Annotated in this window: 13 protein-coding genes, 1 other RNA gene and 2 riboswitches; of the genes, 12 read left to right on the forward strand and 2 right to left on the reverse strand. The window is 37.7% G+C overall.

From position 1 onward, the window contains the following. Positions 1-54 precede the first annotated feature (54 nt). Positions 55-156: riboswitch (SAM riboswitch) on the reverse strand. A gap of 213 nt (positions 157-369) precedes the next feature. Then, positions 370-506: riboswitch (yybP-ykoY riboswitch) on the forward strand. 210 nt (positions 507-716) lie between these two features. The 7 genes from BUB12_RS09365 to BUB12_RS09390 all read left to right on the forward strand — a co-directional run bounded on the left by BUB12_RS09365 (position 717) and on the right by BUB12_RS09390 (position 8,075). After that, positions 717-3,353, forward strand: coding sequence for a cation-translocating P-type ATPase (locus tag BUB12_RS09365; RefSeq protein ID WP_072890319.1), 2,637 nt, complete (start codon positions 717-719; stop codon positions 3,351-3,353). A gap of 307 nt (positions 3,354-3,660) precedes the next feature. Next, positions 3,661-4,284: a 3'-5' exonuclease gene (locus BUB12_RS09370; RefSeq protein WP_234982636.1), complete on the forward strand. Its 624-nt coding sequence runs from the start codon at positions 3,661-3,663 to the stop codon at positions 4,282-4,284. A 19-nt stretch (positions 4,285-4,303) separates the two neighbouring features. After that, positions 4,304-4,456 (forward strand): hypothetical protein, encoded by a 153-nt coding sequence (locus BUB12_RS17670; protein WP_159431564.1) that lies wholly within the window; start codon positions 4,304-4,306, stop codon positions 4,454-4,456. Between the two features lie 16 nt (positions 4,457-4,472). Further along, positions 4,473-4,700: a YdbC family protein gene (locus BUB12_RS09375; RefSeq protein ID WP_072890322.1), complete on the forward strand. Its 228-nt coding sequence runs from the start codon at positions 4,473-4,475 to the stop codon at positions 4,698-4,700. Positions 4,701-4,843: 143 nt separating this feature from the next. Then, positions 4,844-5,836: a signal peptide peptidase SppA gene (gene sppA, locus BUB12_RS09380; RefSeq protein ID WP_072890323.1), complete on the forward strand. Its 993-nt coding sequence runs from the start codon at positions 4,844-4,846 to the stop codon at positions 5,834-5,836. A gap of 14 nt (positions 5,837-5,850) precedes the next feature. Then, the gene (locus tag BUB12_RS09385; RefSeq protein WP_072890325.1) at positions 5,851-6,318 is read left to right on the forward strand and encodes an RDD family protein; all 468 of its coding nucleotides are present in this window, start codon (positions 5,851-5,853) and stop codon (positions 6,316-6,318) included. A gap of 155 nt (positions 6,319-6,473) precedes the next feature. Next, a complete protein-coding gene (locus BUB12_RS09390; protein ID WP_072890327.1) occupies positions 6,474-8,075 on the forward strand; it encodes a fatty acyl-CoA synthetase in 1,602 nt (533 codons plus the stop codon). Between the two features lie 44 nt (positions 8,076-8,119). On the opposite strand, the gene BUB12_RS09395 is transcribed toward BUB12_RS09390, so the two are convergent. Then, positions 8,120-9,367 carry a TraB/GumN family protein gene (locus tag BUB12_RS09395; RefSeq protein ID WP_072890329.1) on the reverse strand — a complete coding sequence of 416 codons (1,248 nt, stop codon included), beginning with the start codon at positions 9,365-9,367 and terminating at the stop codon, positions 8,120-8,122. A gap of 132 nt (positions 9,368-9,499) precedes the next feature. On the opposite strand from BUB12_RS09395, the gene sspL reads away from it, so the two are divergent. From sspL to BUB12_RS09415, 4 genes are all read left to right on the forward strand, one after another. Continuing rightward, on the forward strand, positions 9,500-9,640 hold the full coding sequence (gene sspL, locus BUB12_RS09400) for a small, acid-soluble spore protein L (protein WP_072890331.1): 141 nt from the start codon (positions 9,500-9,502) through the stop codon (positions 9,638-9,640). Between the two features lie 17 nt (positions 9,641-9,657). Next, on the forward strand, positions 9,658-9,906 hold the full coding sequence (locus BUB12_RS09405) for a sporulation protein (protein ID WP_072890346.1): 249 nt from the start codon (positions 9,658-9,660) through the stop codon (positions 9,904-9,906). A 73-nt stretch (positions 9,907-9,979) separates the two neighbouring features. After that, a non-coding RNA gene (gene ssrS, locus BUB12_RS09410) (6S RNA) lies at positions 9,980-10,162 on the forward strand. 1,374 nt (positions 10,163-11,536) lie between these two features. Beyond that, on the forward strand, positions 11,537-11,905 hold the full coding sequence (locus BUB12_RS09415; RefSeq protein WP_072890333.1) for a VOC family protein: 369 nt from the start codon (positions 11,537-11,539) through the stop codon (positions 11,903-11,905). A gap of 44 nt (positions 11,906-11,949) precedes the next feature. On the opposite strand, the gene BUB12_RS09420 is transcribed toward BUB12_RS09415, so the two are convergent. After that, the gene (locus BUB12_RS09420; RefSeq protein ID WP_072890335.1) at positions 11,950-12,213 is read right to left on the reverse strand and encodes a hypothetical protein; all 264 of its coding nucleotides are present in this window, start codon (positions 12,211-12,213) and stop codon (positions 11,950-11,952) included. Between the two features lie 150 nt (positions 12,214-12,363). On the opposite strand from BUB12_RS09420, the gene BUB12_RS09425 reads away from it, so the two are divergent. Continuing rightward, entirely contained in the window at positions 12,364-13,797 is a 1,434-nt protein-coding gene (locus BUB12_RS09425) for a DHA2 family efflux MFS transporter permease subunit (RefSeq protein WP_072890337.1), read from the forward strand. Positions 13,798-14,185: the final 388 nt, after the last annotated feature.

Consider the following 14,185-nt stretch of genomic DNA (forward strand, 5'->3'; position numbering starts at 1 on the left):
TAAAATTAGAAAAACCCCTTCTAAAGATAGAAGAGGTTTTATAAGCTATTACTCTTCTTATCTTCAAGCAAAACGCTTCTGGAATTAGCACAGTACTTGTTACAGTCTGTTGCTGAGGCTTCGAAGGGCCAGTCCCTCCACCTCTCTGGATAAGAATATAAAATTATTTATTTTTTGTTCAGAGATGTCTAGCTCCGTGCGCACTGCGCTTTTCTTGAAATTATATTAAATATTACACCTTCTAATAAAGGATTGTCAAGAAAATATTTTTCCCTCATGTTTGCTATTAGAGGATCATTAAAATTTAATTGAAAACTATCCTTGTTTTTCACATTATGGTATAATATGGTATAAATCATAATCACTTTGACCTGTGTCAAAGGGGAGTAGCGGTTGGATTAAAATCCAAAAGTCAGGTCGTCATTCCATGGTAATTACCATCGGCCTTACTGGCATGAAGATGCTATGCGAGACCTTTGCCTTCTATAGGCAGGGGTCTCGTGTTTTTTTGTGCAAGATAAGAATGTAGCGTTGCGCTGGCGTGAGTAATCTAAAAAAACTACGTGGATATAATCACTGCTGTTTGTGCCGAGTAACAACAGGCACTGTTTCAGTTCTTACATCGCAACGCGGGCGCGCTCTAGCTTTTCTTATTTCTATAGAATGTTTATGTATATCTAGGGGAAAATGGATATAGAGGAAAGGAGTTTACATATATGGAATTTTATCGTCTAAGTACAGAAGATACGTTAAAAGAAGTCCAATCATCTGAAGAAGGATTATCCCAATCTGAAGTTCAATCACGTATCGAAAAAAATGGATATAATGAGATAGCTGATAAGGAAAAGGTTCCTACTTGGAAGCTTTTTCTAGAAACGTTTAAAGACCCAATGGTAATTGTGTTATTAATAGCTGCGGGTGTTCAGCTAGTTCTGGGGGAGATTGTTGAGTCGATTATCATCTTCCTTGTGTTAATCCTAAACTCAGTAATAAGTGTAGTCCAAACAAAAAAGGCAGAGAGTTCATTGGATGCCTTAAGAGACATGTCAGCACCTGAAGCCAAGGTAATCCGTCAAGGTAATAAACAGACAATCCCTGCTAGAGAACTCGTTCCGGGGGATATTGTTCTATTAGAAGCAGGGGACTATATACCGGCTGATGGAAGAATTTTAGAAAGTGGTTCTCTTAAAGTAAATGAAGGGATGTTAACTGGAGAATCAGAGTCTGTTGAAAAGCATGTGGATGCATTAGAGGATGAAGCAGCACTAGGGGATCGACGTAATATGGTCTTTAGCAGTTCGCTCGTCGTTTACGGACGGGGAACCTTTGTCGTTACAGGAACAGGTGAAAAGACAGAGATTGGTAAAATTGCCGGAATGATTGCGACTGCTGAAGAAAAACAAACTCCGTTACAACGTAAATTAGAGGTATTTAGTAAGAAGTTAGGTATTGGTATTTTAATTCTATGTATTATCATTTTTGCATTACAAGTGGGGAGAATTTGGTTCGGTAATGAAACGGTGGATATGACGACAGCAATTTTAAATGCATTGATGTTCTCAGTAGCTGTTGCCGTCGCTGCCATTCCTGAAGCATTGTCGTCTATCGTAACTATTGTTCTATCTGTTGGTACGAATAAAATGGCCAAGCAACATGCCATCATTCGGAAGCTTCCAGCAGTGGAGACTTTAGGTTCAACTAGTGTTATTTGTACAGATAAAACTGGTACATTAACGCAAAACAAAATGACTGTTACGAATTTTTTCTTGCCTGGTGACCAAAGAGAAAAGCTACCAGATGATCCGTCACAATGGACGAAAGCAGAGAAATTTCTCGTTAATATAGCAGCACTCTGTAATGATTCTTATATTAATAAAGATGGAAATGAAGTAGGAGACCCGACGGAAGTAGCATTAATTAATTTTGCTAATAAAAATAATCAAGATTATGATGCACTTCGTCAACAATACCCAAGAGAAGGAGAACTACCTTTTGATTCGGATAGAAAGTTGATGTCAACGGTTCATACGATTGATGGGGAAAAATTAATGCTGACTAAAGGTGGCCCTGATGTCATGTACAATCGGGCATCCTATGTTTTTTGGGACGGGAAAGAAAAAGAAATTGACGATGATTTACTAAATTTATTTGAACAAGCCAATGAAGATTTTTCCAATCAAGCATTACGTGTATTAGCGTATGGATACAAAAGATTGTCAGATGGAAAAACAACTATTACAGAAGAAGATGAACATGATTTAGTGTTAGTGGGATTAACGGCTATGATTGACCCTCCAAGAGAAGCTGTTTATGGTTCCATCGAAGAATCGAAAAAAGCTGGCATACGTACAATTATGATTACAGGTGATCACAAAACGACAGCCCAAGCCATTGGACGAGATATCGGACTTATGGAAGAAAACGATATTGCCGTAACTGGACAAGAATTAGATGCGATGTCAGATGAAGAACTAGATAAAAAGCTAAAGCAGATCTCTGTTTATGCTCGTGTGTCACCAGAAAACAAAATTCGTATCGTACGTGCTTGGCAAAAACAAGATAAGATTACAGCAATGACTGGAGATGGAGTCAATGATGCTCCGGCATTAAAGCAAGCAGACATCGGTGTGGCAATGGGTAGTGGAACCGATGTGGCTAAAGATTCTTCAGCAATGATTTTGACCGATGATAATTTCGTTTCCATTGTTAATGCTGTTGGTGTCGGAAGAACAGTATTCGATAATATTAAGAAAGCGATAAGTTATTTATTCGCTGGAAACCTAGGAGCAATTATTGCAATTCTGTTTGCTGTTGTCTTTAATTGGTCCAATCCGTTTACAGCGCTTCAATTACTATTTATTAACTTAGTAAATGATTCTCTACCAGCAATTGCATTAGGTATGGAAAAATCAGAACCCGACGTAATGAATCGAAAGCCAAGACATGTTGATGAAGGTATTTTTGCAGGTGGAACGATGCGTGCAGTGATTACAAGAGGACTCTTAATAGGAATCGCTGTAATCATTTCGCACTACATTGGATTACAGCACTCAGCAGAAATGGGAGTTGCAATGGCATTTACAACATTAATCTTAGCTAGAACATTACAAACATTTACCGCACGCTCCAATGCACAAACAATTTTTGGAGTAGGTTTTTTCACAAACAAATATGTGTTAGGCGCTGTTTTAGTTTGTTTTGTTCTTTATACGATCACCATCCTTCCATTCGCTCGAGATGTATTTGCAATACCTGAAGCATTTGGATTCAATGATTGGATGCTTGCAACAGGATTAGCAATTGGAGCAGTTGTGCTAATGGAAATTGCAAAAGTAATTCAGAATCGTAAATAATATGCTTAGATAGAAACTGCACCTCATAGTTGGAGGTGCAGTTTTCTATGTGGTAACCGTGAGAGGACATTGGATACGTTATAATTAAAAAAACGAGATAAATGTATTGTTATGGACATCAGGTACGCTATTTTACTAAATAACTCTAACAAGAGATAAAATTTGAACGGATAACGGAATCGATGTCCTTAAAGCTTCAAATCATCCCTTTTAAATAGAAATTACGGAAGAAATGTCCAATCAAATCCCATCGCAATTTTCACTAATCCTATGGTATCATTGAAATAAAGTTTACTAATAAAGGATTGTGTCAATTTTGAGATTTATATCGATAGATTTTGAGACAGCAAATGAGAAACGGTTTAGTCCATGTGCTGTTGGAATAGTTGTTGCTGAAAATAATAAAATAATAGATGAATATTATAGTTTAATCAACCCGAAAACATATTTTAATCCTATGAATATTCGTGTTCATGGGATAAGAGAAGATGATGTCAGAGATGCTCCAAACTTCCAAGATATATGGCCAACACTAAATAACTTTTTAAGCAGTAATCTAGCAATTGCTCATAATGCTAGTTTTGATATGAGTGTGATTAGGCAGACGTTAGATCAGTTTAAGTTGCCATACCCAACAATGGACTATCTTTGTACTGCTAATATCTCTAAAAAAGTCTGGCCTGATTTGTATAACCATAAGTTAAACACACTTGCAGATTATCATGGAATTACGTTCGAACACCACCATGCACTAGAGGATGCAAGAGTTGCAGCAAAAGTGTTTTTCAAAGCATTAGAAACGTATGAAACGAATTCTATTGATGAATTTTTAGAAAAAAATAGCATTACAAAAGGTAGAATCTTTGAACGTGGTTATTATCCACCAAAAGTGAAACGGTTAAAAACGTCTAAAAAGTTATACATCAAATAAATACAATTGGAGGGGTATCGTGGAGTCTTATTATGTTGGTTGGGGAACATTAATGTTGATAAATGCTGGAATAGCACAGGGTAAAAATCGAAGTGGCTTTAATTGGTTTTTACTTTCATTGGTTCTAGGACCAATTGCTACTCTAATTTTAGTTCTAGTTGAAAAAAGATAGAAATGGAGAGATGTACGTGGCTGATTTAAAATACGAAATAATTGAAACAATTGCAGTTCTCTCAGAATCCCCAAAAGGGTGGAAGAAGGAATTAAATTTAGTGAGCTGGAATGGAAGAGACCCTAAGTATGATCTTAGAGACTGGGCACCAGATCACTCGAAAATGGGAAAAGGAGTAACCTTGTCAGCTGAAGACTTAACGAATTTGAAAAAAGCATTAAACAACATGGATGAGATTGGATAGGTCTCATCCATATTTTTTTACTAATGTTATGGAATTTGCTTGATTCTAGATAGAATAATGTGATAGTTGTCACGTTAGAATTCTAAGTGTAAATAGTGTATCATTTTACATGAAGTACCTTGGTAGAATTTGGAGGAGATTGAATGAATGCAAAACGTTGGTTTGCACTGCTAATAGCAGTGGGATTATTTATAGTGTCTGTTGGGTTTCAGGTAGTAAGTAGTTTTGCTACAGCTAACTTTGATCAAATGTTTGCGATACCTGAAAATAAGTTTGAAGAAGAAGTTATTGAAAATGGAACAGGAGAAAAAATAGTGGTGCTCCACTTGAATGGTGTCATCCAAGATACAACACCAAGTACATTATTAAATACTACATCCTATAATCATAAACAATTTCTAGAAATGCTAGAAGAGGCCGGAAAAGATAGTAGTGTTGATGGAATAGTGTTAAGGGTGAATACACCAGGCGGTGGCGTTGTTGAAAGTGCTGAGATTCACGACAAAATTTTAGAAGTAAAAGCAGAATATGAAAAACCTATTTATGTATCAATGGGGAACACTGCAGCATCTGGTGGTTATTACATATCAGCACCTGTCGATAAAATTGTAGCCCACCCAGCTACATTAACTGGTTCTATTGGAGTCATTATGGAAGGATATGACTTGTCAGGTTTGACGGAAGATTTAGGCATTGAATTCAATACAATTAAAAGTGGGGAGTTCAAAGACATTATGTCTTTCTCACGTGAGATGACTGAAGAAGAACGTGAATTATTACAAGCGATGGTTGATGATATGTACGATGATTTTGTACAAGTAATTGTAGATGGTAGAGGTATGTCTGAGGAAACCGTTCGAACATTAGGAGATGGTCGTGTCTATACAGGTTCACAAGCGAAAGAAAATAACTTAGTAGATGAGCTAGGTTCTTTGGATGACACGATTGAGATGATGGAAACCGATCAAGAATGGGATAATGTACAGGTTGTTCAGTATAATAGTCCATTTGGGTTCAACCAATTCTTTGGCATAACTGCTCAAAATCTATTTGGAAAACAAACAGAAGTATTTGGTGTGATGGATTTCATCCGTGAAGCAAACGCACCACGTGCAATGTATTTATATTCTAACTAGGGGAGGTGCCATAAATGAGTGAAGATCAGGTTTCATATATGGAAGAAGAGACGCATCATGCACGGATATATGCAGGCTTTTGGATGCGATTTTGGGCATATATTATTGATTGGATTGTTGTATTTAGTGTTAGTGGCATCCTCCTAGTACCGTTCAAATTTTTGAATGACGGGATGGCCATTGAAGTAGGGCTTTGGACATTACAAGGTATTCTTGCAACAATCATTTTTTACCTTTATTTCTTATTAATGACCAAGTTTTTAGGACAAACGTTAGGTAAAATGATACTAGGGATACGAGTAGTAAGAGAAGATGAGCAACCACTTAGTTGGATGGACCTGCTATTTAGAGAAGTAGTGGGAAGATTCCTTCACCGCGTCTTTTGGTTTACATCCTTGCTTTATATCACAGTAGCATTTACAGGAGAAAAACAAGGTGTTCACGATATTGTTGCAAATACAAGAGTAGTATATGACAAGTAGAACTGAGATATTAATGTCTCAGTTCTTTTATTTTGCCAATTTCATGTGAGAACAGTGATAAGTACTTGCTAATCCTATTTATCTGAATTAAAATAATAGATAGAAAATTCTTTATAAAGGACCATCAAAATACTTTTGGGGAGTGGGATTGGAGAATGAACACAGATGCAAATGTACTTGGTGAATTAGAAAAAACGTTAAAAAGAGCAAGAAGGAACACAATGGGCGATCTTTTGCTTCGAACAAGAGAGAGAATGCCTGAAAAATTTGCGTTGGCTTATAAAAATCAACGTTTGAACTACGCTGAACTTGATGACCTAGTCAATCAAACAGCACATGTATTTGTTGATGCTGGCATGAGAAAAGGGGATATGATTACCGTCATGTCCAAAAATAGCTTAGATTTTGTTATTGTTAATTTTGCTTTAGCCAGAATCGGTGCCGTTATGATTCCAATTAATTATTTGTTAAATGTAGAGGATGTAGCCTTTATTCTCGAACATGCAGAAGTGAATGGTTTTATTGCCTCCAAAGAATATGCCCCAGTCTTAGATGAATCAGCAGGTCGTTTAGACATTAGTTTTCGATATCTAATGGATATGAATCCTTCAGAAGAAACTCCTAACAATCTTGCATCTTGGAAGCCATTACACTTGGAAAGACAGGGGCAATCAACCGACTTTGTTGATGCTGATATTGCTGATGCTGATTTAGCACATGTGCTTTATACGAGTGGAACAGAATCACGACCAAAAGGTGTCATGCTCACACATAAGAGTATAGTGAGTGAATATATGAGTTGTATTGTTGATGGAAGCATGCACGAAAAAGACGTATTAATTCATGCTTTGCCGCTCTATCATAGTGCACAGCTTCATTGCTTTTTAGGGCCAAGCATTTATCTCGGTTCAAGTGGTATTATCTTACCAGGAGCAACCCCTGAGGTAATTTTGGAAACGATTGAAAAAGAAGCCGCAACGCAATTATTCTGCCCACCTACTGTATGGATAGCACTTCTTAGACATCCGGATTTTGACCGTAGAGATTTGTCTACGTTAGAAAAGTGTTATTATGGTGCTGCAATTATGCCAAGGGAAATTTTAAAGGAGTTATCAGAACGTCTACCAAATGCAAAGTTTTGGAACTTTTACGGCCAAACAGAAGTCGCACCTCTTGCGACAGCACTCCAGCCAGAAGACCAAATGCGTAAACTTGGTGCTGCTGGTAAACCGACTTTGAATATGCAAACGAAAATAGTAGATGAAAATGATGTAGAAGTACCACGTGGTGAAGTAGGAGAAATTGTTCACCGGACACCTCATGCTATGAAAGGATATCTTCATGATCCAGATAAAACAGCCGAAGCTTTTAAAGGAGGATGGTTCCATAGTGGTGATTTAGGTGTGATGGATGAAGAAGGGTATATCACAATCATCGATCGGAAAAAAGATATGATCAACACAGGTGGAGTGAACGTTTCGAGTCGTGAAGTTGAGGAAACCATTTACCAAATGGATGGCGTATCTGAAGTAGCTGTTATTAGCATCCCTGATAAATATTGGATTGAGGCAGTGACGGCAGTTATTGTTCCAAAGGAAGGTGTCACTCTTTTGGAAGAAGAAGTCATTGCATTTTGTCGTGAACGGTTATCAAAGTTCAAAGTTCCAAAGTATGTTGACTTTACCGATTCTTTACCAAAGAACCCAAGTGGAAAGGTCCTAAAGAGATCATTACGAGATAAATATGAAGACGGGTAAACCATAAAGAGAAATCGCACAGCAATTTGCTGTGCGATTTTAAATTACAATACCTTTTCAACCTCGTATCCTTCATCTTCTAAAATCGAAATAATATGGGGCTCTAATAAGAAATGAAGACTACCAACAATGACAAAATACGTATCTCCATTATCTTCTTCTAAAAATTCCACAATCGATTCGGCCATTCCATAATTACGATTGTCATTTAAAGCTTCCATAAATAAGGCTTCATCTTCTGTCATCTCGACTCCTTCAACTGTTAGAGAATCTAGAAGCTCTTCAGCATTTCCTTCTTTATAAAGGTGAAGCATTTCTTTCATTTGTGCATCAAATTCGTCAATATCCACTAACGATTCTTCAAGCATTTGAACTTGATAATCCATCGTTGTATTTGCAAATAGGCCTAATTGTTCTTCTGGTGTCTCAAGTGCAATAATTTCCTTGTTATCTTCATCTGCTTTAGCTAGAAAATATTCATCAACACCAGCTGAATACCCCAGTTGCTGAATCATTAATTGTTGGATGGTTTGTGCAATAAACCATGGCTGGAGGTTTTCCATCATTTGTAGTGGCATATTAAATTCTTGCATGACAGTATCTAATTCCGTATATAACTCTGAAGAAAGATGGTCTCTTAAAGTAGTTCCATCGCTAAAGGTTGCTAACTCCATTGTCAGTCCCTGTAAAGCTAGCGGATTTATATTCGTTAAATCAATTTCAGGTACAACTACATCAGAATCAACATAGGCTTGTTCTATAGCTTTATTTAGTGGAAATAAATCTTCTGTTGCCATATGAATCGTACCTTGTAAGTAGACAGTAGTGTCCCCGTTTTCAACTTTCCATAAAAAGCCACCAGGACCATCTGGTTCTCCAACGACTTCTCTTACCAAAACTGAGGTAACTTCAACACCTTTTGCTGATAAGTTATCAAAAAAGGATTGATGTTCTGATACAGATGGATTCCCTATAACATTAACGGATGTTAGATTTTCTAACTCCTCTAAAAGTGAAAAGTCTTCAATTTTATTGTTTTGTAAGTCTAAATTTTCTAATGCGTTAAAATGTTGTATTCCATCTAATTGTTGAATACTTTCATCAGCTAAATTTAATTCCTCAATTTCTTTAATTACATTTTCATTAATTGGTTCATCGTCCTCAATGTTTAATTCGGTTCGAATAGCTTTCTCAAGATTTTCATCACTGATCGAAATACTTTCTTCTGATTGACAGGCAAATAGTATTGAAGCTAAGAACATTAATATTACTGTGTTTAGTACCTTTTTCATTTCATCAACTCCTACAATGATTGTATAAGAATAGTGTTATCATTACAATTTTTTACTGGCTGTATCTCATCATACGATAATGGATTGGATAAAACATGGTTAAAAGAAAATAATAAGATTGGAGGTGTAGTCATGAGTGAAAAGAACAACCAGTGGAGTAAGAAGCGTGTAAATACGAGTGTCAACCCTCAAGGATTGACTGAGGATGCTGAAGACCATCGACCAAAATCTCAGTTAGAGCAACGTTCCAAAAAGAAAAATACGAAGATCTAATAAAGCAGGTGATGACCATCGATAATACATTACTTTATTTACGAGAGTCGTTGTCCAATTATCTAGAGCATGATTTGTGCAAAGAAATATATAATAAAATGGAATCCAATCAGTATGAGAACGAAGAAGCATTTGTTAATGATTTGGATGATAAAGAACTTTCTTATTTAGAGTCCCTGGTTGAGAGGGAATTGAGTTATGCCAATAACGTAGGCGATGGAACTAGAATATATCAATTGAACGAAGTATATGAGTTACTTTTTTAGGACTTAACGTTCATTCTAGTCAACTGGATGAATTTGACATTGATTTTAAAAAGATTAGATAGTAGTATATAAATATAAGCTACGGTGTTCGTATTTAACTAAGTTTTAACCTCTAATGAAAGAATAGGGAGTTTTACATCGGAACTCTAATGTCGAGCCGCCAAAGAGTGGAAGACAGGAAGGTTTCTGCAAACACCCACTTGGTGAAGTGGTGGTTTAAAACTTTTTATTGAGAGTACGGCATTTGTGGCTATGAATAAGTTTATGGCAGACCAATTTCTTTTTAGAAGTTGGTCTTTTTAGTTTGCTTAAAGATAGTATGGATTTCAGGAATACTTAGATAAGAGTACTAACTCACCTGAGGTAGCAATAAGCTCTACTCCGAATCTCGATTTGGGCTGTAGAGTAGTTCGATGTTGCCACAATTGTATCTTTCGATTACCTTATCACTCTCTTTAATCTTCGTAAGGGCATCGAGAGCGTCTATCGATTACTTTTTGACTTGTCTTTTCTTCAAAAGGGCATCGAGGACCCCTCTCGATAACGGAAGAGCACCTTTTCCTTAAACTACGGTCATCGATAGCCCTTCTCGATGACGGAAGAGTGCCTTTTCCTTAAGCTACCGTCATCGAGGACCCCTCTCGATGACGGAAGAACCCCAATTCCTTAAGCTACGGTCATCGATGCCCCCTCTCGATGACGGAAGAATGCCTTTTCCTTAAGCTAAGTTGATCGATAGCTTTTCTCGATGACGGAAGAACGCCTATTCCATACGCTACCGTAACCGATCCCCCCTTCTCGATGACGGAAGAACGCCTATTCCTTCCACTACGGTCATCGATGCCTCCTCTCGATGACGGAAGAACCTCTTTTTCTTACGCTACGGTCATCGATAGCCCTTCTCGATAACGGAAGAACGCCTATTCCATACGCTACCGTAACCGATCCCCCCTTCTCGATGACGGAAGAACGCCAATTCCATACGCTACGGTCATCGAAGCCCTCTCTCGATGACGGAAGAACGCCAATTCCTTAAGCTACGGTCATCGATGCCTCCTCTCGATGACGGAAGAACGCCAATTCCTTAATCTACGGTCATCGATAGCCCTTCTCGATGACGGAAGAACGCCTATTCCATAAGCTACGGTCATCGATAGCCCTTCTCGTTGACGGAAGAACGCCTATTTCTTATGCTACGGTCATCGATGCCACCTCTCGATGACGGAAGAGTGCCTTTTCCTTAAGCTACGGTCATCGATGCCCCCTCTCGATAACGGAAGAGCACCTATTCTTTCCGCTACAGTCATCGATGACCCTCTCTCGATAACGGAAGAACGCCAATTCCTTAAGCTACGGTCATCTATATCCACTCTAGATAACGGAAGAGCGCTAATTCCTTAAGCTACGGTCATCGATAGCCCTTCTCGATGACGGAAGAACGCCAATTCCTTAAGCTAACGTCACCGATCCCCCCCTCTCGATTACGGAAGAACCCTAATTCCTTAATCTACGGTCATCGAGGCCTCCCTTCAATCAAAGTGATAAGTAAAAACACTCACTTTTGATTTAAAACTACTATTATCTATATTATTAAAGATATCGTATGATTTAAGTAGAAGGGGGAATTTTAATGGAATTTCAATTTAGAAAGATCGATCATGTCCAATTATCGGCACCAATTGGAGGGGAAGAAGAAGCTAGGAGATTTTACTCTGGCATATTAGGATTAAAAGAAGTAGAAAAGCCCCAACCTTTACGAGATAGAGGTGGTGTGTGGTTTAATGCAGGGGACATAAATATCCATATAGGTGTGGAAGAGAATTTTATTCCTGCAAAAAAAGCACATCCTGCAATTGCTGTTCAAAATCTTACTGCAATGAAAAAGTATTTAGAAGAAAAGAATTATAACTACGAAAATGATTATAATTTACCAGGGGCTAATCGTATATACGTACATGATTCTTTTGGTAATCGAATTGAGTTTTTGGAATGGATCTAAGTAAATACGTCCATAAACTGCAACAATCTCTAAGAACTACCATTTCACCGTTTATTTTTCCAGGTAATAAATAAAGCGATAATACCTAATATGATTCCAATACCGAATACGATGAATTGGGAAGATAGACCATGCACAAGATATGCATTAATAGTGGATACAATAAATAAAACTGTCCAAAAACTTACTGCTATCAATTTGCGTGAACGGGCTGAAATCTTTTTTGATAGGCTTGTAAAGGTTAGAGTTACCATCACGATGATTCCAATAATCAGAACTCCAAACCAAATCTCCTGAAAATAAGGCATCACTAACACTCCTAACATAAAATATTTATTAACACCATTATAAATTAAATTTTCCGAAAATAAAATACAAAATTGTATATTAGTAAAGTAGAAAATGGTATAATGTAAAATTGGAAGTAAACGAAAACAGCATCTGAGAGGGAGAAAGAAATGGGAAAAGAACAAGAAATGGACATAAAGCAAATGAAAAAATTTCCAATCGTTGCTGTTTTATTACCTGGTGCTTTCCTTGCAATTTTAAATCAAACACTGCTAGCTCCTGCAATACCAGTATTTATGGATAGTTTCAACATAACCGAGAATATAGCACAGTGGGTCATGACGATTTTTATGTTAGTCAATGGAATTATGATCCCTATTACGGCCTTTTTAATCGAAACATTTACTACAAGACGACTATTCTTATTTGCGATGAGTTTATTTGCTTTAGGAACAGCGGTTTGTGCAATCTCCCTCAATTTTCCGATGTTAATGACAGGGAGGGTCATACAAGCTGCTGGTGCTGGGATTATGATGCCGTTAATGATGACGGTCTTCATGCTTATTTTTCCTATTGAAAAGCGGGGGACGGCAATGGGGACTGTAGGATTAGTCATCGGATTTGCTCCAGCTATTGGACCGACACTTTCCGGATGGTTATTAGAACATTTTCAATGGCAGTCGTTATTTTATGTTGTTTTTCCATTGACAATAATTGATATAATTATTGCTTACTTTGTAATGAAAAATGTAACGAAGCGAACGTATCCTAAAGTCGATATTTTATCTATCATACTTTCGACACTAGGGTTTGGAGGATTATTGTATGGATTCAGTAGTGCTGGGAATTTAGGGTGGTCCAATCCAGTTGTGCTTCTTTCTATTGTAATAGGAATAGCCACCTTAACGATCTTTATTAAACGACAATTCAAATTGGAGCAACCAATTTTGGAATTTCGTGTTTTTCAAAATAGGATTTTCACGTTAATGACGATTATAGGTATGGTTGCCTTCCTTGGTTTAATTTCTGCTGAGACCATTTTACCAATTTACATGCAAACCATGGCAGGTTATTCACCATTAGAAACAGGATTAGTGTTGTTGCCAGGTGCATTACTCATGGGATTTATGTCTCCAATTAATGGGAGGATATTCGATCGATATGGTGCGAGGGTATTAGTAATCACGGGCTTATCCCTCTTAACCGTAACATCTTTTCTCTATACTCAACTTACTGCGAGCACGTCCTTAACTTATTTAACAGTAGTATTTGCTATTAGGATGTTCGGGATATCGATGGTAATGATGCCATCTACGACTGCCGGTTTAAATCAATTACCAAACCGGTTAATTGCACATGGTACTGCAATGAATAATACAATGCGACAAGTGTCAGCATCGATCGGTACGGGTATTTTAGTAACCATTATGACGAGTACAGCACTATCTACTGGTACTACTGCAGAACCATCAGAACTAATACGAGGAGTCAATGTAACTTTCTATGTTTCAACAGCCCTAACAATCTTCGCGTTAGGCCTAGCATTATTAGTTAGACGAACAAAACCAGATAAAGGTATTCCAGCAGTTCAAGGAAAAGGATAAAAGCAGGGGATTGAAATTCCCCTGCTTTTTGTGCGACGGGCAGTTACACGTGGCGCTGACAACTAAGCGCCTGTTTTATCTCTTTTAGGACAGAGACGTCACTGAGGTGAAACGACTGGATGACAGAAAGAAATAAAATTTCCAAATGGTGAGAGTCCATATCCGAGGAGACTGACCTAGCTCGGAAAGCCTAATCTAGGGCAATGCTGCGAGGTGTTGTCTGAAGGAGATGCGGGAATTCGAGAGAACCGTAGGCGAACAAATAGACCCTAATGCAATAAGTGTGAAGCACGGCGGCGGGATAAGTTGGTGACTTTTCGAAAAGTGAGGAAACCCACTAAGAGGCACCTTCTTTAGAAGTCAGAGCTAGAAGGTGTGGCTTATCACG

Source organism: Ornithinibacillus halophilus (genome assembly GCF_900129485.1).
GTDB classification, from domain to species: Bacteria; Bacillota; Bacilli; order Bacillales; family Amphibacillaceae; genus Ornithinibacillus; species Ornithinibacillus halophilus.

What these genes read in the sequence shown, in the direction of transcription:
- BUB12_RS09365 (WP_072890319.1), top strand. Translation starts at nt 717, where the DNA reads ATGGAATTTTATCGTCTAAGTACAGAAGATACGTTAAAAGAAGTCCAA.
- sppA (WP_072890323.1), top strand. Translation starts at nt 4,844, where the DNA reads ATGAATGCAAAACGTTGGTTTGCACTGCTAATAGCAGTGGGATTATTT.
- BUB12_RS09385 (WP_072890325.1), top strand. Translation starts at nt 5,851, where the DNA reads ATGAGTGAAGATCAGGTTTCATATATGGAAGAAGAGACGCATCATGCA.
- BUB12_RS09390 (WP_072890327.1), top strand. Translation starts at nt 6,474, where the DNA reads ATGAACACAGATGCAAATGTACTTGGTGAATTAGAAAAAACGTTAAAA.
- BUB12_RS09395 (WP_072890329.1), bottom strand. Translation starts at nt 9,367, where the DNA reads ATGAAAAAGGTACTAAACACAGTAATATTAATGTTCTTAGCTTCAATA.
- sspL (WP_072890331.1), top strand. Translation starts at nt 9,500, where the DNA reads ATGAGTGAAAAGAACAACCAGTGGAGTAAGAAGCGTGTAAATACGAGT.
- BUB12_RS09415 (WP_072890333.1), top strand. Translation starts at nt 11,537, where the DNA reads ATGGAATTTCAATTTAGAAAGATCGATCATGTCCAATTATCGGCACCA.
- BUB12_RS09420 (WP_072890335.1), bottom strand. Translation starts at nt 12,213, where the DNA reads ATGCCTTATTTTCAGGAGATTTGGTTTGGAGTTCTGATTATTGGAATC.
- BUB12_RS09425 (WP_072890337.1), top strand. Translation starts at nt 12,364, where the DNA reads ATGGGAAAAGAACAAGAAATGGACATAAAGCAAATGAAAAAATTTCCA.